The organism is Trinickia symbiotica (assembly GCF_003028655.1).
GTDB lineage: Bacteria > Pseudomonadota > Gammaproteobacteria > Burkholderiales > Burkholderiaceae > Trinickia > Trinickia symbiotica_A.
In genome coordinates this window covers 696,211-720,783 of sequence record NZ_PYUC01000001.1, presented here as the reverse complement: position 1 = coordinate 720,783, position 24,573 = coordinate 696,211, and the positions used below count along the sequence as shown (strand labels likewise).

The 24,573-nt window shown below is 64.1% G+C and carries 16 protein-coding genes; 1 reads left to right on the top strand and 15 read right to left on the bottom strand.

Annotated features, from left to right (window positions below; translation table 11 throughout):
- Window positions 1-28: 28 nt before the first annotated feature.
- From C9I57_RS03170 to C9I57_RS03110, 13 genes are all read right to left on the bottom strand, one after another.
- Window positions 29-3,541, bottom strand: a complete 3,513-nt coding sequence (locus C9I57_RS03170; protein ID WP_107149275.1) for an autotransporter outer membrane beta-barrel domain-containing protein — start codon at window positions 3,539-3,541, stop codon at window positions 29-31.
- 435 nt (window positions 3,542-3,976) lie between these two features.
- Window positions 3,977-6,340 (bottom strand): bifunctional acetate--CoA ligase family protein/GNAT family N-acetyltransferase, encoded by a 2,364-nt coding sequence (locus tag C9I57_RS03165; protein WP_107149150.1) that lies wholly within the window; start codon window positions 6,338-6,340, stop codon window positions 3,977-3,979.
- A 135-nt stretch (window positions 6,341-6,475) separates the two neighbouring features.
- Window positions 6,476-6,955 carry a thioesterase family protein gene (locus C9I57_RS03160; RefSeq protein ID WP_107149149.1) on the bottom strand — a complete coding sequence of 160 codons (480 nt, stop codon included), beginning with the start codon at window positions 6,953-6,955 and terminating at the stop codon, window positions 6,476-6,478.
- Between the two features lie 11 nt (window positions 6,956-6,966).
- Window positions 6,967-7,368, bottom strand: coding sequence for an FKBP-type peptidyl-prolyl cis-trans isomerase (locus C9I57_RS03155; protein WP_107149148.1), 402 nt, complete (start codon window positions 7,366-7,368; stop codon window positions 6,967-6,969).
- A gap of 70 nt (window positions 7,369-7,438) precedes the next feature.
- A complete protein-coding gene (locus tag C9I57_RS03150) occupies window positions 7,439-9,040 on the bottom strand; it encodes a peptide chain release factor 3 (protein ID WP_107149147.1) in 1,602 nt (533 codons plus the stop codon).
- Window positions 9,041-9,223: 183 nt separating this feature from the next.
- Entirely contained in the window at window positions 9,224-10,411 is a 1,188-nt protein-coding gene (locus C9I57_RS03145; protein WP_107149146.1) for a glycosyltransferase family 4 protein, read from the bottom strand.
- Window positions 10,408-11,634 carry a glycosyltransferase family 4 protein gene (locus C9I57_RS03140; protein ID WP_107149145.1) on the bottom strand — a complete coding sequence of 409 codons (1,227 nt, stop codon included), beginning with the start codon at window positions 11,632-11,634 and terminating at the stop codon, window positions 10,408-10,410. Before C9I57_RS03140 ends, C9I57_RS03145 begins: the two co-directional genes overlap by 4 nt.
- Window positions 11,631-13,139, bottom strand: a complete 1,509-nt coding sequence (locus C9I57_RS03135; RefSeq protein ID WP_440130169.1) for a glucose-6-phosphate isomerase — start codon at window positions 13,137-13,139, stop codon at window positions 11,631-11,633. The genes C9I57_RS03140 and C9I57_RS03135 overlap by 4 nt, the downstream gene beginning before the upstream one ends.
- Complete coding sequence (locus tag C9I57_RS03130; RefSeq protein WP_107149274.1) at window positions 13,136-14,059, bottom strand: glycosyltransferase family 2 protein; 924 nt, start codon at window positions 14,057-14,059, stop codon at window positions 13,136-13,138. The genes C9I57_RS03135 and C9I57_RS03130 overlap by 4 nt, the downstream gene beginning before the upstream one ends.
- Window positions 14,060-14,109: 50 nt before the next feature.
- A complete protein-coding gene (locus tag C9I57_RS03125) occupies window positions 14,110-16,353 on the bottom strand; it encodes a polysaccharide biosynthesis tyrosine autokinase (RefSeq protein WP_107149143.1) in 2,244 nt (747 codons plus the stop codon).
- A gap of 4 nt (window positions 16,354-16,357) precedes the next feature.
- Window positions 16,358-17,536: a polysaccharide biosynthesis/export family protein gene (locus C9I57_RS03120; RefSeq protein WP_107149142.1), complete on the bottom strand. Its 1,179-nt coding sequence runs from the start codon at window positions 17,534-17,536 to the stop codon at window positions 16,358-16,360.
- A gap of 19 nt (window positions 17,537-17,555) precedes the next feature.
- Complete coding sequence (locus C9I57_RS03115; RefSeq protein ID WP_107149141.1) at window positions 17,556-18,977, bottom strand: UDP-glucose dehydrogenase family protein; 1,422 nt, start codon at window positions 18,975-18,977, stop codon at window positions 17,556-17,558.
- A gap of 94 nt (window positions 18,978-19,071) precedes the next feature.
- A complete protein-coding gene (locus C9I57_RS03110; protein ID WP_107149140.1) occupies window positions 19,072-20,481 on the bottom strand; it encodes an undecaprenyl-phosphate glucose phosphotransferase in 1,410 nt (469 codons plus the stop codon).
- Window positions 20,482-20,762: 281 nt separating this feature from the next.
- On the opposite strand from C9I57_RS03110, the gene C9I57_RS03105 reads away from it, so the two are divergent.
- Window positions 20,763-22,343, top strand: coding sequence for a mannose-1-phosphate guanylyltransferase/mannose-6-phosphate isomerase (locus C9I57_RS03105; RefSeq protein WP_107149139.1), 1,581 nt, complete (start codon window positions 20,763-20,765; stop codon window positions 22,341-22,343).
- A 139-nt stretch (window positions 22,344-22,482) separates the two neighbouring features.
- Here C9I57_RS03105 and C9I57_RS03100 read toward each other — a convergent pair whose 3' ends face one another.
- Together C9I57_RS03100 and C9I57_RS03095 are read right to left on the bottom strand one after the other, a co-directional pair.
- Entirely contained in the window at window positions 22,483-23,454 is a 972-nt protein-coding gene (locus C9I57_RS03100) for a DUF6566 family protein (RefSeq protein WP_107149138.1), read from the bottom strand.
- 513 nt (window positions 23,455-23,967) lie between these two features.
- Window positions 23,968-24,549, bottom strand: a complete 582-nt coding sequence (locus C9I57_RS03095) for a DUF3501 family protein (protein WP_107149137.1) — start codon at window positions 24,547-24,549, stop codon at window positions 23,968-23,970.
- Window positions 24,550-24,573 lie beyond the last annotated feature (24 nt).

Sequence of the window (24,573 nt, the reverse complement as noted above, 5' to 3'; positions counted from 1 at the left end):
GGTAGGCGGCGCTCATGGCCGCCCTGCTTCACCAGGACCAACGCAAGCCGACATTTCCTCCTACCGTGCGCACGTGCTCTCCGTCGAGATTCGTGCCCCAGTTGACGGCGGCGTAGGCGCTGCCGTGCTTCGATAACTTCGTGACCACGCCCGCGTCGATCCGGGCCGTCGTCTGGTTGACCGGCGTGGCGATCGAGGTGACGCTGTCGTAGATCTGGTGGTCCCCGTTGGCAAACGCATGCAGCACGTTGAACCCCATGTACGGCTGCCACGCGGCGCCGAGCGCCTCCCAAGTCCCTGAGAAGCGAACGCCGAATCTCGCCAGCACGGTATTGCCGCTACCGAACGCCACGTTTGCCGCACCGTCGTTCAGATCTCCGATCGAAAGATGCTGATAGATCAACTGGGCCTGCGGTTCCATCGTGAGCCCGTGACCGATCGGAAGCGGCAAGCCTCCTTCGATCGAGGCCGTCACGGCGGTACCGTGCGTGCTCGAACGATTGTTGTCACTCGAGTTCGTGTCCGCCATCAGCGAGCTGCCCGAAACAACCGTATCCGTGTACCATCCGCCCGGCCCGATGTGCGTCCAATAGCCCGCCAGGCTATACGCGTTGACCGAAAGATGCCCGACGTCGACACCCTGCACGCCCAAGGCCGACCCGCTGACCTCGCCGGTCGCGCGGGCCATGCCGAGATAGAAGCCGTAGTGGTTGCGGTGGCCGCCTTCCGTTCCGTCCGCGTAGACGTCCTGTCCGATCTGCACGCCGCCCATCGAGCCTTCGAATTGCGGACTCACGTCGCCGCCTTCGGACAGCACGCTATGCGCGCCCCAGACACGGCCCCATGACGCGGGCAAGCGGCCCTTTTCGCCGAGCAGCAACTGGTCGCCCTGCCGCTGATGGAACTCGTCGATCTGCATCCAGTCGAGCTGACGCATCACGCTCGGAATCTGCGCGTAGAGCGCGACTTCGGGGCGGTAAAGCGCGACCGGATCGGCACCTGCGGCCGGCAACGCCGGCGTACCGCCCGCCGCGATCACCGATCCGCCGCTACCGTCCGCGTTGGCCGACGACGCACTGTTCGCGGCCGGCACCGTATTGCGCAGGTACCAGTTCTGCGACGTGCCTGCCGTCACGCCCCCCTTCGCGAGATAGTACGCGTACGCGCCAGCCTTCACCGTGCCGCCGGCAAGCGTGAATGCGCTCGTATCGGTCGTTGCGCCGTTGGCCGCCGCGACGACCTCGATGCCGTTCGACAGGGTCGGCGCTCCGTGTCCGCCGACGTTCGTCACCTTCAGCGTCGTCGAGCCCGTCGCCGTGCCGCCGTTGACGACGAGCTTGTCCGACGCCGCATTGTCCCCGGCAAGCACGGTATTGAGCGCGATCGTCCCGTTCTGCCCGACATAGCTGTTGACGTTAAGGGTGTTGCCGGCTTGCCCCCCGCCGCCCAGTTGCACCAAACCCGCGTTCGTCAATTGCCCGTTGATCGTGAAGCTGCCCTGCGTGCCGGCAGCGACGGACGATTGCGCATGGGCCACGGCGATCGTGCTCGCTCTGGCCACGCTCGCATTCGCGCTCGCATTCGCACTCGTCACAACCGTCGACAAAGCATTGGCCACCGCGATCGTCCCACTGTTGGTCACGTCGCCGTTGACACTGCCATAACCGCCGAGCACAGCGCCCGTTGCAACGGTCGCCGGTCCCGCCACCGACGCCCCCGCGTTCGACGCATCGCCGACGACGAGCGTGCCGGCCGCGACCGACGTCCCGCCCGAATACGTGTTGACGCCGTCAAGGACGAGCGTGCCTGTGCCGGCCTTGGTCAGGGCGCCGGCACCCGTGATCGCTTGTGCAATGGTCGACTGGAAGCCCTGCGTGTCGATCGTGCCGCCGTTCGAAGTGATCGTAATGGCACGCGTGCTGGCCAAGTCGAAGCTGCTGCCGAGTTGAAGCGCACCGCCGTCGAACGTCATGCCGCCCGATGCGCCGCCAAGCGCGCTGTCGGCCGAGACCGACAGCGTGCCCGCTTTCAGTACCGTGCCGCCGGTATAGGTATTGCCTGAAGCTGCCGATGGGGCGAGCGTCAACGTGCCCGCTCCGTCTTTCTCGACCGTCCCGGTGCCGCCGATCATTCCCGCGTAGGTGCCGTCGACGCTTTGCTCAAATTGCACGAGGCCGTTGTCCGTCACCGTGGGCGGCAGACTCCGCGCGCTCGACTGCAGCACGGCCGGCTGATCGACCGTCACGCTTCCCGTGAATTGCGAGCCGTCGCCGTTGAGGATGAGCGTGCCCTGCTGCACCTCGGCGGCTATCGAGCCGACCACTGCGCCGTTGACCGTCAGCGTCCCCGAACCTGTTTTGTCGAGCGCGCCCGATCCGCTGATGGTCTGGTCGATCGTCGACTGGAAGCCTTGCGTGTCGATGGTGCCGCCGTTCGATGTGACCGAAAGAGCCCGCGTGCTCGCGAGGTCGAAAGCGCTGCCGAGCTGCAGCGTGCCGCCGTCGAACGTCACGCCGCCGGAAGCGCCGCCGAGTGCGCTGTCCGCCGAGACGGAAAGCACGCCCTGCTTGAGCACCGTACCGCCGGCATACGTGTTGCCGCCGGCTGCCGTCGGAGCGAGTGTCAGCGTGCCCGCGCCGTCCTTCTCGACGGCGCCCGAGCCGCTCAGGAGGCCCGTGTAGGTGCCCGCCGCATCTTGCTGGAACTGAACGAGGCCGTTGTCCGTCACGGCCGATGGAAGGCTTTGCGCGCTCGCGCGCAATATGCCGGCCTGGTCGACCAGCATCGAGCCCGTATAGCCTGCGTTGTTGCCCGTCAGTACCAGCGTGCCTTGCTGAACCTCGGCCGAGGTCACGCCCATCCCGCCGATCGAGTTCGTGATCGTCCAGGTGCCGCTGTCCGTTTTCCGCAGCGTCTGAAACCTCGTGATCGTCGTAGGCAGTGTGCCGGTACCGGTGCCATCGAGCGTCAGCAGATTGCTGCCGCCGCCGCCGTCGATCGTGCCCGACACACTCGATCCCGTGTACATGTTCAGTGTGTCGTTGCCGCCCGCGAAAACCAGGTTGCCGATCACCTTGCCGAGATTGCTGAACACCACAGCACCGTTGCCGGACGCGCCCATGACGGCGCCCGGCGCCTGGATGGTGCCTGTCGCATTGTTGATGACGGTGTTCGTGCCGGTCGTGTTCTGAAACCAAATGGCCGCGGCGTGATCGCCTTGGATGATGCCGCTATTGATGATCGTATTGCCCGCACCCTCCGGGTTCACTGCCTCTGCCTGCCCCTGAGTACCCGTGGATTCGACTCTCCCGTTTTCCTCGACAGTCAGGGTGCTGTTTTTCAGAAAATCGATCGTATTGCCGCCCGTTCCGTACGTGCCGTTGGAGCTGCTCGAAGCGTTCTGTACGACCGCGCCGGACTGAACCACGATGTTCGCATTGTCCGACAGCGCGATGGCGCTGCTATTGACGAGTTTGACCTGCGCATTCTTGCCGACGATCACCTGGGAACCCGAGGGTGTCGTCGGGCCTGTGCCGATCATGGTGGTCCATAGCGAAGACGAGTCGCAAGTGGTCGTCGTGCCCGAAGTCGTGCAGTTTGCGTGAGCCAGCGCGGGAATCAGCGCCACATAGCCCAAAACGGCGAGCGTCGTCGCCTTCGGGCGAGGGCTCGAAACTTTATCGAGGACTTCATCGCGACTCACACGCGATCCGGCGTGACGGCCCCACGCCTCATGAGGTAGACGTTCTTTCCGCATATGCCCATTCCAATTTGTTATATCGATGTCCGAAGTGCAGAAGGCGGATGCTTCGACGACAAACGAAGGATTAATGGACTAGTACGCTCCAACGTAAAAGTCCATGCCCTGCACGAGTGCGGGAATATATCGGAACAATTTGAAATGAACTGCAAAGGATCGTGAAATCCATAAGCAATGCCGTTGCAACGGTCATTGCCGAGGTATTGACGTCGGTGCTTATTGGAGTGGAAAGCGAACGGAGATGACTGCGGGATCTTCGGAGGCGTGCATCTCGAAGCCCCTCGCTCTTGCTAGCGCGAGCATCGGCGCGTTCTCGCGCAGGATCTCGCCGGTGATAAAACGCGTGCCGCGCGCGCGCACGTATTCGATGATCCGCTCCATCAGCAACCGTCCGAGCCCCTTTCCCTTCATATCGGACCGAACGGCAACGGCGAACTCGGCGGATTCATTGTCGGGATCGGCCACCGCGCGCACGACGCCCAGCGTCTCCATGGCTCCGTTCGCGTCGGCCGCCGTCGCGATGAATGCCATCTCGCGGTCATAGTCGATCTGCGTCATTCGAGCGAGCTGAGAATGATCGAAGCCGCGCACGGCGCCGAAGAATCGCATGCGGAGGTCTTCGGGCGACATCGCCGCGGCGAAGGCACTATGCGCTTGCTCGTCTTCGGGGCGGATCGGCCGGATCGTCAAGTGCATGCCGCGCCATTCGATCGTCTGCTCGAGCCGGCGCGGGTAAGGAACGATGGCAAGACGTCCTCGCTTCGGGGCGAGACGAATTTGCGGCGAGCGCAACTCGACGCGCGCAGGCGCGATGCGCAGCGATGCCGTGAATCCCGAAATCTGTTCGATCACGCACACGGCTTCCGACAACGCCGTGAGCACGCTCAGCACCGGATCGATTGGCACACGATGCGCATACGGTGAACGCGACAAGACTTCGCGAGCCAGCGTCGGATTGAGCGGCGGCAAGCCGTAGAACACGAACGGGGCTGAAATGCCGTCGACAGGCGGCGCGGCGAAACGAAAGACAGGACCGAACTCGGCATCGTCGCGGAGTTCGACGGCAATGTCGACGATCGTATCGCTCGGACAAGGCTCATTGTCGACCGTCACGGGCAAGGCGAACGGCTCGAGAAGGCGCACGGCGGCTTCCCCTGCAAGCATCGCGCGCCCGTCCTCAGCCAGCGCGGCGGCCGCATACGCTTGCGCGGCCTCGATCGCGGCCGGTATTCGCACGGGCAACCCTTGCGGCGTCTGCATCAACAACTCGCGGCCCAACCGGTAATCGACGAGACGCGTGAACGCGCGAGCAAGCCGCTGTGGCGTCGGATGAACTGCGATGCCGCGTGCGCGCAACGCGTCTCGCGTCGTCGTATCGAGACCGCCAAAAAAACAAGCCAACATGCCGCGATAGGCGATGCATTGACAATCGATGACCACGCGCGCGACTTCTTCCACCGGCGCGCCATGGGTGGTCGAATGAATGACGAACGCTGTGCCGGTATCGCCGCGCGGCGCGAGCGCTTCGAGCGCACGTCGGAAGTCTTCCGGTCGCGCGTCGTCGCCGAGCAGCAGGGGATTGGCCGGACTAACATGCGGCAACGCGCCCGCCAGCGCCCGCGCCGTCTCGTCCGACCATTGCGCGAGCATGCCGCCCGCCGCCGCGAATGCGTCAGTGGCGAGCGAAGCGACGCCGCTATCGCTCGTCACGAGCGTTGCCGTCGAACTTGCGGCAATCCGGCCGACGCCGAGCGTTTCGATTTCATCGAGCAGATCGTCGAGCGAATCGACGCGTACCATGCCGGCACGCCTGAACGCGGCCGTATAGAGCGCGTCGTTCGCGTCGCCTCTGCCGGTGCGCAGTACCAGGACGGGCTTATTGCGAGCCGCGGCACGGGCCGCCGACATGAACTTGCGCGCCGAGCGCACGGTGTTGAGCTCGAGCAGGATCGCACGCGTGGCGCTGTCGCTCGCCAGAAAGTCGAGCACGTCGCCGGCATCGACGTCGATTTCGTCGCCCAGCGCGATAGCATGCGAAAAACCGAGCCCGCGCGCGTCGGCCCAGCCGAGCACGGCATTCGTCAACGCGTTCGACTGCGATACCCATGCGACGCCGCCGTGCTTGACCAGGTAAGGTGGCGCGCCGAGGTACGCGCGCAACGCCGGCGTCACGACGCCGACGCTGGCCGGTCCGACGATACGCAATAGATGGGGGCGCGCCGCCGCGAGCGTGGCTTGAACGACGGCAGGGTCGGCCGCGTGATCGCGTCTCGCGTCGGCAACGATGATGACCGCGCGAGTGCCGAGCCGACCGAGCTTGCCGACGATGTCGACCCAGGTCGCGCTCGGCGTGCAGACGAGCGCCACGCTCGGCGCCTCGAGCAAATCGCCGACATCGGCGAAGACGATGCGGCCGTCGAGCTCATCGTATTTCGGGTTGACTGGCCAGACGGGACCATTGAAGCCGCCGGCCAGCACACGCGCCCAGACGATCGCGCCAAGACTGCCCGCGCGCGAGGAAGCGCCGATCACGGCGATGGATTCCGGCTTGAAAAGCGCATCGAGGTTGCGGACGGTCATGGGCGCTCCTCTCGGCAACAGCCCATAGCATAGGCGATGTGCGCCTATCCGGCTCGCGCCGGCACAGATCCTTCGAGCCGCGGGGCTCCGCAGGCACGGACGCTGCCATCGAGGATTAGCAGCAGGCCCGGAAGCCTATGAACTTCGGTTGGCGGGCAGTCCGATCACGCGCCCGCAGTAGCGGGCCCGCGCCGCTGGCGCATCGGCGGCTTGCAGTGCCCGCACGCGTTCGAGAACGTCGGCGTCGAATTCGGCCGATCGTGGCCCGTCCGTATCGACGTGCAGGAGCATTTGCTCACTCGCGGCGACGGGCGCGGCCCCTTCGTCAGCGAACATCTCGAGGTAGAGGTGCAGACGCTTCGCATCGTGGCCGTGCACGTGCGCGTCTACCCTAACCCGCGCGCCTTCCTTGATTTCGTGCAGATAGTTGATATGCGCTTCGAGCGTGTAGACCGAACGGTGGCGTTGCCTGCGCTGCACGTCGTCGAGACCGATTGCGTCGAGCACCGCGTCGGTCGCGAAGCTGAAGATCAGCATGTAATAGGCGTCGCGCAAATGGCCGTTGTAATCGACCCACTCGGCGCGCACGGTATCGCGGTAGACAACGGGTGGCATCGAACTGCGCTCTACTTGACGATGTCGACGAGCTCGACCTCGAAGTTCAGCGTGCTATTCGGCGGAATCGGTCCGATACCTCGGCTGCCGTACGCCGTCTCCGGCGGACACGTGAGCTTTGCCTTGCCGCCGACTCTCAGCTTTTGCACGCCTTGCGTCCAGCACGGGATGACGCGATTGAGCGGGAAGGTAGCCACGCCACCGTGTTTTTCGGAATTGTCGAATTCGGTGCCGTCGGCAAGCGTCCCGCGATAACGGACCTTGACCACATCGGTGGCGCTCGGCTGCGCACCCGTTCCCTCTCGCGTGATCTCCACTTTGACGCCCGACGGCAGGGTTTCGACAGCACCGGCCGCATGTGCGGCCGAAGCGATCATCGCAGAGACACTAATGGCTATCAATCGTTTCCACATATCCCTCTCCTTATCGTTACTGTCATTGGTCCGATTCGCGCGCATTGCTGACGCGCGACGCGGCGAACGGCTACATCGCCTTTTTGAACGGCGCGCCCGATCGCTCACGCAACTCGTTGAACACGATCTTGGGCCACGCCTTCTGCGCCACCTCGATCTCCGAGATGTGCGAAGCAAGATACGTCGGCGCATTTGACGCGTCCAGCGCAATGCGCACCGAATAGGCATCCATGAACCGCCGCAACTCGGCCGCGTCGTCACAAGTCACCCAACGCGACATCCGATACCGTGCGGGCATGATCCGCACGTCGACTTTATACTCAGCCGAAAGCCGGTGCGAAACCACTTCGAATTGCAGCTGACCGACGGCACCGAGAATCGTCAACCCGCCGTGCGTCGGTCGGAACACCTGAATCGCGCCTTCTTCGCCGAGCTGCTTGAGCGCTTCGCCGAGCTGCTTTGCGCGCATCGGATCGACAACTTCGATGGTCTGGAAAATCTCGGGCGCAAAGAACGGCAAGCCGACGAACTGAAGCTGCTCGCCCTCGGTCAGCGTGTCGCCGAGACTCAGCGTGCCATGATTGGGAATGCCGATGATGTCGCCCGCATAGGCTTCGCTCACGGTCTCGCGGCGCTGGGAGAGGAACGTCACGACGTTGTTCGCGCGAAACGTCTTGCCGGAGCGCGTCACCTTGATCGCCATGCCGCGCTCGAAGCGACCCGAGCAGACGCGAATGAATGCGACGCGGTCCCGATGCGCCAGGTCCATATTCGCCTGAACCTTGAAGACGACACCCGTAAACTTGGGCTCGTCGGGCAGTACCGGCCGCTCTACCGCCATCCGCATCGAAGGGGGCGGCGCGAGATCGACGAGCGCGTCGAGAATTTCCTTCACGCCGAAATTGTTGATGGCCGAGCCGAACAACACGGGCGACTGTTCGCCCGCAAGAAAAGCCTCGCGATCGAAATCGGGCGTTGCCGCGCCGATCAATTCGATCTCGTCTTTCGCTCGCTTCCAGGGAAAGCCGAAACGTCGCTCGCCTTCCTCGTCGTCGAGCGACGACAACGTCTCCACGACCCCGTTCGCCGTATCGTCGCCGGCACGAAACACGCGGACCTGATCGTGCTGAATGTCGTAGACGCCCTTGAAGTCCTTGCCCATGCCGATGGGCCACGTGAACGGCACCGCCGCCACGCCGAGATGCCGTTCGATTTCGTCGAGCAGGTCGAGCGGCTCGCGCACTTCTCGATCGAGCTTGTTGATGAACGTGACGATCGGCGTGCGGCGGCTGCGGCAGACTTCGAGCAGCTTCAGCGTTTGCGCCTCGACGCCGTTGGCGCCGTCGATCACCATGACCGCCGCGTCGACAGCGGTCAGCACGCGGTAGGTATCCTCGGAGAAGTCCTCGTGGCCCGGCGTATCGAGCAGGTTGATGACGGCATCGCCATACTCGAACTGCATGACCGAGCTCGCCACCGAAATGCCGCGCTGCTTTTCGATCTCCATCCAGTCCGAAGTCGCGTAGCGGCCGCTCTTGCGGCCCTTGACCGTACCGGCGATCTGAATCGCCCCCGAAAACAACAGCAGCTTTTCGGTGAGCGTGGTTTTACCCGCATCGGGGTGTGAAATGACCGCGAACGTGCGGCGGCGCTTGAGTTCGGCGACTGACATTGAAAATGGGGACGGACGGCGTAAGGATAGAGCGATGCGGGTGCGATGATACACGCGTTGGCAAAAGGCCATCGAAAGCGCCGCGCCAGATACCGTCAGGAATGCCGACTTTCAGGCGTACTGAATTTCGCGTCACGCACTGCAGCGGTGCACGATTTGATCGCCGATCCCGGTCGGAACGGGTCACACCGCCCCTTCCGCGACCGCCTCCCGGTAGACTTCCGCTACGCGCCGTGCAATGACCGCGTTGTCGAAGTTGGCGCGCGCAAAATCGCGGCACGCGTGCGCGTCGGGCATGCGCAAGCGGCCAGCGAGCGCCGAGGCGATCCCCTCGGCCAGCGCCTCGGCTCCCGTGGTCGGCAAGACGAGATCGCGCGAGAGCCCTTCCACGGCTTCGGGAAGCCCGCCAACGGGCGTCACTAGCACCGGCGTCCCGGCCGCGAGCGATTCGGCCGTGATCAGGCCGAATCCTTCGAGCGCCACCGTCGGCACGACGCTGATCGTCGCGGCGCGATAGAGCTCCGGCAATCGCTCGTCGGGCACGAACCCGAGCAGCTTGACGTCGTTCTCGAGCCCTTTTTCGACGATGCGCTGCTGTAACTCGTCGGCGAGCCGGCCCTTGCCCGCGATCAGCAGCATGGCATCGGAGCCGCGGCGCTTCTTGAGCAGCGCCATCGCATCGACGAGGTCCTCGAGCCCCATGCGCCGCACGAGCCGGCGCACGGCGAGCACGATCGGCCGGTTCTGCGGCAATTGCAAACGCTGCCGTGCGCTCCAGCCAGGCGTATCGATATCGAAACGCGCGACATCGACGCAGCCCGGCACGACGCGCACGCGTTCGGGCGACACGCCGTAACGCGACGTCAGGATCCGACCGAACGCAGCGGAGAGAACGATGAAGCGCGTCGAGCGCGCATAGACGCTGCGCTCGACCCAATGCTTCGCGCGTTGCCCCAGCGTCGCCGCGCCTTCCACGCCGCTCTCGTCGGCCCAAGGCCCCTGGAAATGCGAGACTTGCGCGATGTCGCGCGTGACATCGAGCCCCGGCCAGGTGTAGAGCGCGAAGTGCGACGAGATAACGTCGGGGCGCTCGACGCGAATCGCCTTGGCCACCGCGCGGCGCGCGGCCATCAGGCGCAACGGCAGCGCTTGCGCCGCCGGCCCGAAGCCGTGAATGGCACCGTCGGTGTCGTGCGCGACACGCGGCGAGCCCGCCACCATGCCCCGCACCGCCACCCCGGCGCCGGGCAACGCACGCACGAGCGAGTAGTACATCCGATCGAGCCCACCGGCTCGCTCGGGAAACCAGTGCATGCCGATCTGCAGCGACTTGAGGGCGCCTCGGCCCGTCTCGATCCTTTCGATTCTCATTCGGTTTCGCCCCCTTCGATCTGCATCCAGCGGTCCGTCGAACCCACCCGCTCTCCTACCGCATGGCCCGACTTCCTATCGACTTGGTCCGCTTTGAAACGCACGACGCGTCGATAGATCTCCATGTACTGCGCGCCCATCCGCTCCCAGCGAAAGCGTTGTGCCACCCGGCTCGCCGCCGCGCCCATCGTGCAACGCAGCCGTTCGTCGCCGGCGAGCCGGCCGACGGCACCGGCGAGCGCGTCCGCATCGTCGGGATCGTCGAGCACGATTCCGCACTCGGGATCGATGATTTCCGCGCCGCCCGCGGTGCGCGCCGTCACGACGGGCAGCCCGGCCGCCATCGCCTCCAGCAACGACAGGCTCATCGCTTCGTAGCGCGACGGGAATACATAGGCGTCGACGCAGTGCATGAGCGCCGGGACGTTCTCGACGAAGTCCAGAAAGTGAACGCGGCCGGCAACGCCGAGCGCATGCGCTTCGTCCGGATAGGGACTGCCCTTCACCTTGCCCGCGACTACTACGTGGACATGCGGCGGCAGGCGCGGCAGTGCGCGCAAGACGGTGCCGAGGTTCTTGCGCGGCGTGCGCAGGTCACCGGCAAAGAGCAGCAGGAACGCATCGTCAGCCAAACCGAAAGCGGACCTCGTGCCGCTCGCTTCGGCAAACGCCCGCGTGTCGACGCCGTTGTGGACCACTTCGATCTTCTCCGCCGTCACGCCCGTCTCCCGCAACTCGTCAGCCACTTTCTCCGACACCGCGGCCACGACGAGCGATCGACGGTACGCCCAGCGCTCGAGCCACGCATTCACGCGCGTGTAGACATACTGATAGGCCGAACGCGGGCCCCGCGTCAGCGCGTACGGATAGTAAGGACTGCTCATCCATCCGCTGTGCACGAAGTGAGCCGTATTGACGTCGGCACGGACCCAGGAGATGAACCCGTTGACGTGAAGCACGTCGTACTCGCGGTGATGCTTCCGAAGCCAGGCGGCGCTCTTGATCGCGAAGAGCTGATGACGCAACAGATTAGTCGGCCATGCGCGCGCGATACGAATCGGCACCCAGCGTACGCGTGGATCGGCGAGCAGCGCAGGTGACACTTGCGATGCGACGAGCGTGACCTCGCACCCTTGCGCGAGCGCGGCAATGGCGACTTCGAAATTGACGCGCCCCTGTCCGTCGTTGTGACGGACAGCGTGCGTGACGATCGCGATCTTCATGTGCGGGATGCCTCGTCGACTGATGGTGGAGCAACCAAAGCAGCAGCGTGCTCGCGAATTTCGCGCGCCCGCAGTTTTCGCCAGTGCGCACCGGCAATCAACGAGGCCATGCTCGTGTAGAGCAGCAACCCGCCCGTACTGACGAACGAGTTCGTGAACACGAGCATCGCGAAAACAGAGCAGGCGAGCGCGAGGCACGCAGACGAAAACTTGTCGTCGCCGAGCGAAAACGAAGCCCGTATCGCACGCGCAAGCAGCCAGCCGATGCCGCAGAGATAAAGCAGCGTGCCGGGCCAGCCAAGCACGAATGGAATGTTCATGACGCCGCTGTCGAAGTTGCCGTACTTGCCGAGCTGACTGCCGTTGCCGGGCTGGCTCAGCTTCGTCGATGTTCCCGTCGCCCCGAGCCCCGTTCCCGCCACGTTCGTGAACGCGGTCTCGGCGAACGTCGCGTAGAACTGATTGCGCGCCGCGTAGCTCTGGTCGTTGTCGAGGTTCGAGACTGTCTGCAAACGCGCGGAGAGACGCTCGGCGACAGGCCCGAACGCGAGCAGCGGCATGGAGAGGCCGGCCAGCACGGCCAAGCCGAGGATCGTGCGAACGCGCATGCGGTTGCTCGATTTCGCGAGCTGGATGACGAGCGCGATGATCCAGCCTCCCCATGTCGAGCGCACGAGCGAAAGGCCGAACGCCGCGAATCCCGCCGCGGCCGCCACCCAGCGAAAACGCTGCGTTGCCGCCGGCACGAATACGAGCGCGCCCATCATCGCGAACGCGAAGGGGCCCGACGAATTCATCGTGCTGAAAACGCGCACGCCCATGCGGACCGGATCGCCTTCGGAATTCATTTGCGAGCCGATCATCCACATCGCGTCCCAGGCCGGCATGAAGAAGAACTGCACCGCGCCGTAGATGCCCATGACGAGCATCCCCCAGACGAACGTCGAGACGATGGCGTCACGGTACTGCGGATAGTCGCGAGAATGCGCGATGATGTGCAGCGCCACCAACACCGGGTAGAGCCAGTTCGCGAGGTCGTAGGTGGCCGCGAGCGGTCCGCTCGAACCGATGCCGACGATGTAGGCGTAACCGATCGCGACGAGGATCAGCAGAATCGGCAAGCCGCGCCACGTGCCGAGCAGGCGATAGCGCCGTACGAGGCCGATCCCGCAGATCATCGTCACCGCCACCGGCGCAATCTGGATGAGGCTCGTCGGCGTGTAAGCGCCTTTGACATAGTCGGCGAAGCGCCGTACTTCGGGGCTCAGAAACCACATCCACCAGACGAACCCGACGTAGCGCGCCGGGCTCATGAAAAACAGCCACAATCCGACGAGCGTCGCGAGCGCGGGGAATGCGAGCGTGAGCAGCGTGCCCTGATGCGCGGCGCAAAGCATCGCCGTCGCCAGACACAAGAGCGCCTGCGGCAACCAGTGCTTCGGATCGGATCGAGCCAGCCGATCGAGCCCAGCGCTCGCGCGCGCGGAAGCGAGAAGCGCCGTCACGGCGTCACTCTGCGCGCATCGTTCGCGCCGAGCCGCGCCGCGCGCCACCGCTCACACACGGCCGCACGGTTCCTCGACGCGAGCGCAAGCAACGGGTGCAAAACTCCCGGATAAACGCGCGTGCCGACGAGCATGTACCACCACCACGCGATGCCCCGGCGCAGCGGCGGCAAATACTCGCGCAACGTCAAATGGAGGTTGTACGCCGCGTTGCGTATTGCGGTCGTCGACTGGGCATCGCGCTGGCTGTCGCGAATCCGCGGCGCCGGGTAATGGTCGACGGCGATGAGCGGGTCGTAGACGAGCTTCCAGCCGGCGCGCTTCACGCGCAGGCTGAACGCCATATCGTTGTGGACCTGGGCACCGCCGCCGCGCAGCCGCTCGTCGAAGCGAATGCCGGCAATGGCCGCGCGCCGATAGCTCATGTTCGCTCCCTTGAGCAGATCGACTTCGCGTGCCTCGCCCACTCCGAGGTGATGATTGCCGATGACCTTGCCCGACGCACGGAGCTTGCCCACGCACGTCCTCGAGCCGTCGAGCACGAGGCCGCGCTCATGGACCCAGTCCCGTCCGCCGAGCGCGCCGAGGCGCGCATCCGCCGCGAACGCCGCCGCGATCCGCTCGAGCCAGTCGGGCCGCGGGGCCGCATCGTCATCGGTGATCGCGATGATGTCGCCCGCCGCCGCATCGAGTCCGCGGTTCAGTGCCGCTACCTGCCCGGCGACCTCGATCGTTACCCAATCGAGGGCAAGCGCGCCCCGCACCGCGGGGTCGATCAACACAGCCTGGCTGGCGTAGTCGTCGGGACGCAAGACCACGAGCACCTGATCGGGTCGACGCGTCTGCCGCGATAGCGCGTTTAAGCACCGGGCGAGATCGTCCGGGCGCCGATAGGTGGGAACGAGGACCGTCAACTTCATGAGTGCTCCGGTTTTTTGCCGCGCGATCCGCGGGATCGGGCCGCGGTCATTCAAGCGTTGAGATAGTCGCGAACCGCTGCGTAGCCCGCGCGCGAGAGCGCATGCGAGCGATACGGCACTGCATTGAAGATGCCGCCTTGCACACGCACGCCGGCTGTCGCGAGGCGCTTCAACGACGCTGCGATGTCCGCCTCAGCATGCATGCCCGAGCGAAGGACGACGAACGAGCTGCCCGCCAGCGCCGCGACGACCGAGGCATCCGTGACCGCGAGCAGCGGCGGGGTATCGATCAGGATCACGTCATAGCGCTTCGCGAGCGCGTCGAGGTACTGACGCAGCCGCGGCGACATCAGAAGTTCCGAAGGATTGCTCGGATGCACACCCGACGCGATGAAATCGAGCGTGCCGACGGCTGTCGAGCGAATCGCCTCATCGAGCGCAATCCCGCCGGCCAATAGCTCGGAAAGGCCTCCCTCGGACAGGCCGCCGAAATACTGGTGCAACGTGCCGCGGCGCATGTCGCCATCGATCGCGAGCACACGCCTGCCCGAATCGGCAAAGAGCACGGCCAGGTTCGCCGTCATGAACGTCTTGCCGATGCGCGGAGAGGGTCCCGTCAACACCATCACGTTGTTGTTGGCTTCCGCGAGCGCGAATTGAATCGATGTGCGCAAGCTGCGCAGACTTTCGATGCAGGGGTCGTTCGGGCGCGCGAGCGCGAGTATTGGCCGCGGGCCAAGCTTGCGACCGCGCGCATAGGCCGCATCGAGCCGCTCCGCCTCTTGGCTTGCCGGCACCAGACCGTACAGCGGCAAGCCCGCACTGCGCTCGACGCGCTCGGGGTCCTCGATGCCCTTCAGCATGTTGCGGCGCACGAACACGAAGCCCGTGCCCGCGATGAGCCCGAGCATCGTCGCGGCCGACAGAATCAATACCTTCTTCGGCTTGACCGGATCGCCCGGGCGCAATGCCGCATCGACGAGATGCACATTGCCGCCGGTACCGGCTTTTTGCACCGAGAGCTCCTGGATCCGGTTCAGCAACAACTCATAGATGTCCTCGGCGACCTTCGCGTCGCGTTGCAGCGCGACCCCCTTCACCTCGGAGCTCGGCAGATTGCGGAAGCGATCGGAGAAAGCATTGCGATCGGACTCGAGCCTGCCGAGTTGCTGTTGCGCCGCCAGGATCGCGGGGTGGCTCGGGCCGTAGCGCTGCTTCAGCGCCGCAATCTGCAGCTGCATCGCCGAGATCTGCTGATCGTATTGAATGCTGCCCTCGAGATAAGCCTTCGCTTCCTCGCTCGGATTGATCGACCCGGCTTTCTGCTGATACGAGGACAGCCTCGTCTCGGCGCGCTCGAGGTCGGCCTTCATACGCGGCTCCTCGCTTTGCAGAAAGTCGAGCATCTTCGTCGCCTCGGCCTGCCGCGCGCTCGTGTACTCCCGCAGATACGACTGCGTCACCGCGTTGGCGAGCTCGGCCGCGCGAGCGGGATCCTTGTTCTGCAGCGCGATTTCGATCACGCCTGTCTGCTTGCCCTGCTCTTCGACATCGAGCGCCAACTGAAACCCCGTGATCGCGTCGAGATCGTTCCAGCGCACCACGTTGAAGCGCGTACCCGCACGTGCCAGCAGCCGCTTCACGAACATTGTCACGCCGCCCCCCGATTCCGCTTGGCCCACACGGCCGTCGATGAGCAGATTTCCGTCCGGGTCGCGCAGCGTATATCGATCGCCGCCCAACGCCGTCATCGTGAGCTTCTTGCCTTCGAGAGCGGGCGCCACCTGCAAAGCGTCGACGTCCGCGATCTCGCCGCCCCATGCGTACGACGACAACCCGAGCCATGGGCGCGAAGGAATACCCGGCGTGGCGAGCTTTTGCGCGAGGCTGCCGATGAGCGGTACCGTCTTCGGCGTTACCGAGAAGTTGAGCTTGTATTGCTCGACGACGGGCGCGACGACACCGCGGCTCTTGATGATTTCGATTTCGGCATCGGTGGGAAGCGTGGTCGAACTGCCGCCAGCCGCCCCATTGCCGTTTTGCGTCTGCAGGCCCTGAGTGGCATTGCTCGGTGCTTCGACGCGCACGTGCGCGTCGGCCGAATAGATCGGGCTGGCGAGAAAGCAGTAGAGCCCCGCCATCGCGACGACCGCCGCGGCGATGCCGATCAACCACCCGATATCGTCGAGCACGACGCGCAGCAGTTGCCCGAGGACAACGTCCTCCTCGTCAGATTGAAACGCGGCCGGCGGCAGCGCCGCGATCGATGGGGGCACGATAGGAGTCGTCTTCATAGCATCACCGCGTGAGCTGTCTCGTCAAAACAATGGTCTCCAGCGTCGGCAGCACCTGCTGGATCAGCCGGTTGAACTGCACCGCGCTGGCCGTGCCGACGTAGACGACATCGAACGGCTGCAACCGGAACTGCGTCGACAGCAGCAACGCATCGGGCTGCGTCATATCGAGCCGATAGATGTCGGGAGCGTTCGGACGCGAGCTCATGCCGCGAATCACATACACCTGCCGTGGATTCGCGTCCGTATCGAGAATGCCGCCCGCGCTGGTCAGCGAGTCCGCGATCGTCAGCGAGCCCCGGATCAGCTGGACGGCAGTGGGCGCCTTCACTTCGCCGAGCACGAATACGCGGCTGTCCGAGCGATCGGGAACGTTGATGATGTCCCCGTCCTCGAGCATCACGTCCTGAGATATGTCGCCGCGATCGAGCAGCCCGTTCGCATCGAGCTGGTAGAAACGTCCGTGACGCATCAGCCGCACGCGCTGAAGATCCGCGTTATCGGTCGAGCCGCCCGAGCGCGTGATCGCGTCGACGAGCGTCAGCGGCACGTCGGTGATCGCGAGCGGCCCCGGCGACTTGACATCGCCGGTGACCTGCACGCGCTGACTGCGATAGGCGAGCACGCGCACATCGAGTTGCGGCTTGTGCAGATACGGCTCGAGCGCCGCGGCGAGCTGGTCGCGGACCTGCTGCGGCGTCTTGCCGCCAACGTGAACGCGTCCGACGAACGGGAAGAAGATGGTGCCGTCGGCGGCAACCGTCTGCCCGTACGGATCCGCCTGGCCGGGCAGCGCCGTCGTGTAGGGCTGCGCCAGCGCGCCCGCGATCGTTTGTGTCGTGTTCCCCCCCGTCGAGAACGTCGTGCCTTGAGGCGTGGTCAGCTCGGGATGGTCCCAGACGGTGATGCCGAGAATGTCCTGAGGCCCGATGTGATAGACGTACTGCGATGCGCTGGAAAACCGCGACTCGGGCAACGGCTGCTGGGTCTGAGCCACTTTCGCGGCCATCTCGGCAATGACTTGGGCCGTGATCCGGTGCACGTCGTACATCTCTTCGTTCGCCGGCTCGGCCACCTCCTGCATGTGCGACCTGTCGAGCGAATAGCCGGGCAACGCGGAACAGGCCGAGAGCCAGTTCACGAAGCCTGCGGCAAGGACCGGGAGAAGGAAGCGTCGAGTCATGGACGATCGAGGCAAGAAGTCAGGCGGAAAAGGCCGGCACAGGGCCACCGGGGCGCTTCGATCTCGCGGCGGTCCATGACGCGCCGGGCCGCCCGATCGAGTGGTACTCGATGCCGGCTTCGGCCAAGGCGAGCGGCTCGTAGAGATTGCGTCCATCGAAGACGATCGGATGCTTGAGCACTCGTGTGAGCCCCGCAAAGTCGGGGCTTTTGAAGGCCTTCCATTCCGTGAGGACGACGAGCGCATCGGCGCCATTGACCGCTTCCATCTGATCGTCGACGAGGGTAAGCCGTGACAGCGCCTCGGGCTTCGAGCGAAAATCCGCCGCGAACGCACGCTTGGCTTCCTCGAGTGCGACTGGGTCATAGGCTGACACGCGCGCGCCGTGCTCGAGCAATGCCGCGATCAGCACACGGCTCGGCGCCTCGCGCATATCGTCGGTTTCCGGTTTGAACGCCAGCCCCCAGACGCCGAACGATCTCCCGTTCAAGTCGTCGCCGAAGCGCGCGACGATCTTGCGGGCCAGCACCTGCTTTTGCGCCGCATTGACGGCGGACACGGCCTGCAGGATGCGCAATTCCTGCTCGTTCTCGTGTGCCGTGCGCATGAGCGCATGAACGTCCTTGGGAAAGCAGGAACCGCCGTATCCGCATCCCGCGTAAAGAAAGTGATAGCCGATGCGCGAGTCAGAGCCAATGCCACGCCGCACCGCATCGATATCGGCACCGACGCGCTCGGCGAGATTGGCAAGCTCGTTCATGAACGAGATGCGCGTCGCGAGCATGGCGTTCGCCGCATACTTCGTGAACTCCGCGGAACGCACGTCCATATGCAGCGTCCGCTCGTGATTGCGATTGAATGGGGCGTAAAGGCGTTTCATCAGCTCGCGCGCGCGTTCGCCGAGCGCGTCGTCGTCGCAGCCGAGCACGATCCGCTCGGGGCGCGTGAAGTCGTCGATGGCCGCGCCTTCTTTCAGGAACTCAGGATTGGAGACGACCGAGAACAACGCATCGGAGCCGCGCAGCGCCAATTGCTCGGCAATCGTTGCTCGCACGCGTTCGGCCGTGCCCACCGGCACCGTCGATTTGTCGACGACAACGGTGAAGCGGGCCATATAGCGTCCGATCTCTTTCGCGGCCGCGAGCACATATTGCAGATCGGCGGAGCCATCCTCGCCGCTCGGCGTCCCCACGGCGATGAAGACGATGTCGCCGTGCTCGATGGCGGCTTGCACGTGCGTCGTGAACGTGAGCCGCCCGGCGCCACGATTGCGCGCGACGATTTCGCGCAAGCCCGGTTCGTGAATGGGCATGCCGCCCTGCTCGAGCGTGGCGATCCGGTTTGCGTCGACGTCGTAGCAGCAGACGTCGTTGCCGATGTCGGCCAGGCATGCGCCCGTCACAAGACCTACGTAGCCGCAGCCGATGATGGTCACGTTCATGTTTCGATGCCCTCGAGAAGATGAGCGAAAAGCGTTGGTTACAGGCGGAAAAGCCTCGTTTTTTCGTCTGGAGACGTTTCCGAAGCCGTTTCGTTCAATAAGCGTTGCTGCCGGCAAATCCCTTCCAGAATGTGAGGGCGACAATCTTGATGTCGAACCAGAACGTCCAGTTCTGGATGTAGTAGAGATCGAGCTTGACGCGCCCGCTCATCTTCTCGATGCGATCGGTTTCGCCGCGAAAGCCGTGGATTTGCGCCCAGCCCGTGATGCCTGGCTTGATCCGATAACGAAACATGTAGCCGTTCACGAGATCCTTGTAGAGATCGTCGTGTTCGAGCGCATGCGGCCGTGGTCCGACTACCGACATCTCGCCCTTCAGAACGTTGATGAACTGCGGCAATTCGTCGAGGCTCGTGCGCCGCAGAAAGCGGCCCACGCGCGTCACGCGCGGATCGCGGCGCGTCGCCTGCGTGACGCGGCCCGAACTTTCCGCGTGCACCTTCATCGTGCGGAACTTGTAGATCTCGAACGCCTTGCCGTCCGCGCCGAGGCGCCGCTGGCGAAAAAAGACCGGGCCCGGCGACGACAGCTTCACTGCGATGGCGATGACGAGCATGAGCGGCGCCAGCGCGACGAGCGCGGCGAATGCGAATAGCCGGTCGAAGACGAGCTTCGGCAACGCGCGAGCCTCGCCCACCGGCGACGCGGCGAGATTGATCGCCGGTACGCCGAGCAGATCGACCACCTCCTGATTCAACAGCGTCAGGCTGCTCACGTCGGGGATGAAGCGAATGTTCACGAAATCGTGTCTGAACGCCGTCACGATCCGATGAACCATGGGCTCGCGCGACATGGGCAACGCCAGCCACAGCTCACGAATCGATCGACGCTTCACGAGCGAGACGAGCTCGTCGAAGTTGCGCCTGAGCGGCACCCCCTCGATCGCACCGATACCCTCGCGCCGCGATTGCAATGCACCGTCACCCTGCGCGCCGTCCTCGTCGTCGAAGACGCAAACAGGCCAGAAGCCCGCCTCGGGATGAGCATTCATTCGCTCGATCAGCGACGTTGCGTAAGGCCCGCTGCCGACAATCGCGACGGACTTCCGATTGAAGCCGTGGCGACGCAACCGTTTGAGCATCGTGTAGACGAGCACTTTGGCGCCGAGCAGCATCGAGATCGCCGAGCATGCCCAGAGTGCGAGCCACGTGCGCGAAAGCGCGTCGACACGATGCACGCTGAAGCTCATCAGCACGCCCGCGGCTTCCACGACGAGCCAGGCAAGCGCCGTTCGCCAAAGGAGGTCGCCGAGCGGCTTGCCCCGCCATGAGCGATAAATGCCGAAGGCAGGAAAGAAGGCGACGACGAGCATGGCGTCGAATGCCACCGCAATGCTCTGCGTATCGCTGAGCCAAACCGGATGCCCCGCATGCAGTGCGGCCGCCGCACACGCCCCAACGCTCACCAGTGCGACGTCGATCAACCGCGAGAGAAGGCCCAGCATCGCAACACCTCGATTTCACGCGTCTATTCATGGGTATCCATGAAGCGCTATCAAAAAGCGAACGACAAGCCGACGAATATTCGAAAAAATTTCAGCGGGGTTTACCGGATTATTTTTTTGATTTTTTGTTGCTGGCTGACGCGTGCCCCTGGGGACTTCGCCCTGCCCTTCGACGAATTCCCTGAGTTCTACTAGCGGCTCCCGCCCGGTGCGCCGCTTTTATTGTCGATTTACTTCTTGCGACACTGAACGATACGTCATCACTACGCCGAGGAGCGAAGATGAACAGCACCTACGCCCAAATTCGTTCGCTGCCTCCTAAGCAAAGGCAGCGCAAAGCCGCGACTCCGCCGGAGCCGGCGGCGAGCGCGGATACGCGATACAAGGTTCATCCGGTCATTCTCGCGGGCGGATCGGGCACGCGCCTGTGGCCCATGTCGCGCGAGCTCTATCCGAAGCAATTGATCGAATTGCTCGGCGACGAATCGCTTCTGCAATCGACGGCGCGCCGCCTCCAGGGCCTTGTGAGCGACCTGCCGTTCGCCGACGAAGTCACCGTCGTCTGCGGCGATGAGCATCGTTTCACGACCGCCGAGCAGCTGCGTGCGAGCGAAGTGCGTGCGCGCATCGTGCTCGAACCGATCGGACGAGATACGGCGCCCGCGCTCACGATCGCCGCGCTCGACGCGTTAGCTCGCGCCGAGGCCGACTCCGATGCGGTGCTCGTCGCGATGCCCGCCGATCACGCCATCGCCGATGCGGCCCGCTTTCATGCCGCGGTCGTCGCCGGAATTCGCCACGCGGCGGACGGGATGATTGCCACGCTCGGCATCGTGCCGACGCACGCGGAGACAGGCTATGGATATTTGCGCCTCGGCGAACCGCTCGAAACGGGCGGCGAGGACGGCTCCGACCGGTCCGCTCATGCTGCCCGGCGGCTCGCGCGCTTCGTCGAAAAGCCGCATCTGGAGCTCGCGCAACAATACCTCGCCTCGGGCGAGTACTGGTGGAACAGCGGCATTTTCGTCGTGCGCGCCTCGACATGGCTGCACGCGGTCAACCGTCTGGAGCCCGCGATGTACGAAGCCTGCGTCAACGCGCATTCGCGCGGCACGCTCGACGGCGACTTCTTCCGCCTCGATCGCGACGCGTTCGCCGCATCGCCGTCGAACTCGATCGATTATGCGGTGATGGAGCGTCTGTCCAGCGACGACACGTTGCGCGGCGGCGTGGCCGTGCCGCTCGAAGCCGGCTGGTCCGACGTAGGCTCGTGGGACGCGATATGGCAGATCTCGCGGAAGGACGCCAGCGGCAACGTCGCACGCGGGCGCGTCCTGTTGGAAGGCACGCAATCGACGCTTGCGCATTCCGAAGGCAGGCTGATCGCTTGCGTCGGCACGCGCGATCTCGTCGTCGTGGAAACGGCCGATGCGGTGCTCGTCGCGGACAAGTCCTGCGTGCAGGATGTGAAGAAGGTCGTCTCGCGACTCAAGGCCGAGCATGGCGCCGAAGCCGCGAACCACCGCAAGGTCCATCGCCCGTGGGGTTACTACGACTCCATCGATACCGGTGAACGCTTCCAGGTGAAGCGTATCGTCGTCAAGCCCGGCGCACAGCTCTCACTGCAAATGCATCACCACCGCGCGGAGCATTGGATCGTCGTGCGCGGCACGGCTCGCGTCACGCGCGGCGAAGAGACGTTCCTGCTTTCGGAAAACGAATCGACCTACATTCCGCTCGGCGTTTCGCACCGATTGGAAAACCCAGGCAAGCTGCCGCTGGAGATCGTCGAAGTGCAATCCGGCGCGTACCTCGGCGAAGACGATATCGTGCGGTTCGACGATACCTATGGACGCAGTTGAATGGCCCGGCTTGGACGACGGTGCGGGCACCGGCCGGGGCTCATCGCGAAGCTTTCTGCGCGTACGAAGCATGCGGCGCTTGCCCGATCGATCGCGATTGGACAAGCGCCGCTACGTCGAAGCCTGACTCGTTCGTCTGCTAAGCGTGATACACGAGTTCGGGCGGCTTTGAGTCGCCCCGGCCCTCCTGATGCCGCAGCCAATTCGCCTGGCGATTCGCGGAGTCCGACCCGAGCTCGCTCGCGGTGCCCGCCGCCGCCATATCCGCTATCGTCGCGGCCCTCGGTGTGGGTTCGGCGCCCCCCTCCGCTCTGTCCGCCGGGAACGCGGCATTCGCATCGGCTCTCGCGCTCGTCATGACAGCGACAGCGCTGGTATGCCGATCGATCCAATCGCGCGCCCATTCGAGCGCGTGGCGTTGCGCGCCCTCATGATCGGAGAAAGGCGGCCCGATGAGACCGGAGCGCTCGACGCGCTTGCCGTCTTTCACGATCTCCGCCGAGGCACGGTATGAGAGCGTCATTTGCCTCGTCGCCGGCTGCGCGATCGCGTGAATCGTATAGCCGCAATAGTCGTCGCTCCGCTTCTGGATCTCCGCGACGCTGATCGCAGGCGCGCCATGAGGCGCGAATTCACGCATCGGCGGGTGCGCGCTGCCCGAATTGTGAAGTGTCCGCGAGGACGCGATCGGCAAATCGCCGGCGCGATACGAGCACGCCTCTGCCGACTGCCACGATTCGGGATTGGTCCAGAAGACGCCGCGCAAACGCGGCGATTCAGGAGCCGGCATCTGCTTCGGCGCCTCTTGCACGACGGGTTGAGGTTGCGGCACATACGTGAAGACGCGCCCGCCCTCCGAGAGTATCTTGACCATCTCGATCAGCGTGCCGTCGGCAAGCCATTCGTCGAAACGGCGCCGGCACGTCGGCCCCGACGGATAGCGCGCCGGCAACTTCGACCAGCGCTCCCCCGTCGTCAGAATCCAGAGCACCGCGTTGGCCACGATTCGCGTTTCGGCACGAGGCCGCCCGCGTCGATGCGGATGGACAGGTTCGTCGGCCGCAAGCGGAGCGATGCGCGCCCACTCATCGTCGTTCAAATCTTCGAACATATTCTTCTCCACGCAGCCTGGCCTGGCTGCGACGCTCGGCTCGGGCGTTCGGTCCAACGCCAAAGCCGCGGGTTGCACAAAGTATTTTTGTTTTTGTGACAGCGACCAAATCCGCACAGCGGCAGTGCGGTTTTGCCCTCCGTTGAAGCAGAAAAGGCGGTCTCGCTCGTGCATGGAAAAAGTGTGCAGAAAACATACCAATCGCAGCTGCACACGGCTTCAATACTCTCTCCGATCGCGGGGATACTCCTCGGGCCGGGCCGGCACCGACGGCGTATGGATGCTATCCGCTGTCGGAAAGAACAATGCGTCGCTATCTTAGAATATTTTTGGTTGTGCGCAAATGCCGAATGCACCATCTCTTAGCAGAAGGGCAAACAATGCATGCAATGCAATTATTGACGCCTTTATGCCATTTGCAGCCCCGCGAATCCGGTATTATTTCCCGGCGAGGCGGAATTATTTTCGCATTGTAATCTTAATGTAAGAAAATAGACGATTATCGCTCTAGCTTTAGCGGAGATCTTTGACCAGCGATGCGCGAACGCGCGGCTCGATTTCCTGGACCGGCGACGGATAGTTGGCGTGGTCGCAACCAGCAAAAAGACGCGCTCCGTCGCGCAAACGCGCCCGCATCGCGGGCGAGAGCTCGAAGCGCAGGAAATGGACCGCCGAAGTCTTTTCTTCGTTTTCGCGCTCCAGGTCTTCATCGGCGAGGGCATAGACGGGAGACTCGCCTTCGACTTGCAGGAATACATGATCCTCGATGCCGATCAGCCGCCGCAATGCCGCGCGGCGCTCGATTTCGTTCTCGTACTCGATTTGCATCGTCGCCTTCAGATTGCTGCCATCGGGAACCAGCGGCAGGTAGGCATCGAGTTCACCTTGTATGCCTTCTTCGTCGAAAATCTTTTCAATGTGCAACATTTCTTGAATCTGGTAGCGAATCGTGATGTCGTCCTCGAACAGCAGCGTCAAATGATTCCCGAGCTGCACGACGCGATCCTTTTTATGCTCGATCACCTGCTCGCGCATTGCTTTACGTGCTTTGGCATAAGCCTCGAGCGTCATCAATGAATTGCGGGAAATCGTCATGGAATCGCCTTCGTAAAAAACATT